Raw genomic sequence first — 1,314 nt, forward strand, 5'->3', positions numbered from 1 at the left:
AGGCGTTGATATGCCAACAAATTCAAATGAGGTAGAAGAGAATCCTGGAATTGTTGGAGAAGTAAGTAATATATCTCCAAATGAGACAATTGAAGATCGTGAAAATAATACGGTACAAATTAAAGAAAGAACAGTTACTACTTCTGATTTTGAAGAATTAAGCCCTCAAACAATAAAGCAGTTACAAGCAGAGGATTTTAGATATTTTGAAATGACACCAGATTTGTATAAGAAATTGAGTAGGGACCAAATTAATGCATTAACTTTAAACAAACATTACCAGGTAGCTTCAAAAACAGTTCCCCATGTATTGAGAGCTGCTAAGGAAAATATAGAGAATAGAGACGGATACAGTGTCAATGAAAACAATTTGCCTGAAAAGTCTAATCTACCTTATGCAATTAATAAGACACCAAACCCCGATCATTATACCTTTGAAGTAGTAATGAAGGGTGATGATGGAGCAAAACAATATGTACTATCTGTTAGAAAAGAAGATATAGATCAAGAAGGAACTCCTATGAGATTTTTTATAACTACATTCGATGATTCTAGAAGGTCATCTTTGACCACTGTAGATATAAAGAATGTTCAAGATGGGGATCAAATAAAAATTGACGATCAAACACTTATAGGTGTAATAGCTTCTGGTGATAAACGTCAATTTAGATTTTTAAAAGTTAATGACGCAGACTTCTCGGATTATACTCCTATATATGGACCAAACATAGATAAGTATACGAATCCTGTTGTGTCTTATCCTATAACTTTACCATTTTGGAAAGGTCAAACCACGCATTATTATGATGAATTAGGGGGAGAAATAGTACCGTCATATACACAATATGGTTGGACTAGAAGTCAATACACAACAGAACCAATTGATATTGAAGGGTATGATATTAATACCACTAAAATGCCTATTAACAAAAATGGTTTTATCAATAGGTATAGCACCAAAATATCAGGTAATGTTCGCTATAGTGTAAGTACAATGAGTAGGGGGACATTATATCGAAAAGATACAGTAATAGATGATGAAGGGACTATTAAGACAGAAGCTTGGTTTACTTATGCCAAAGGCCCAGGAACATTTGATTCTATAAATGGAGCTAAATTAGACAAAGGAAGAATAGAAGCAAACAACCTTCCAAATAGTGATTATGATTTTGAACTAAATCCTAATAATTATTCTATTAGGGACACAATCATTGATAATGTTGAAGAAGAAAAGTATTTTAACCATGGTTTTGGTGGCCAAGTAATCTTCCAAAAAGTGCGTTTTATAAAAGATGGTTTACCATCAAATGATGC

General features: G+C 32.9%; 1 protein-coding gene. It reads left to right on the forward strand.

Annotated elements, in window-relative coordinates; all coding sequences use genetic code 11:
- Positions 1-1,314: MucBP domain-containing protein (locus SH09_RS16670; RefSeq protein ID WP_042740164.1), on the forward strand; the 1,314-nt coding region annotated here is incomplete at both ends.

The sequence above is a fragment of the Staphylococcus gallinarum genome, assembly GCF_000875895.1.
GTDB classification, from domain to species: Bacteria; Bacillota; Bacilli; order Staphylococcales; family Staphylococcaceae; genus Staphylococcus; species Staphylococcus gallinarum.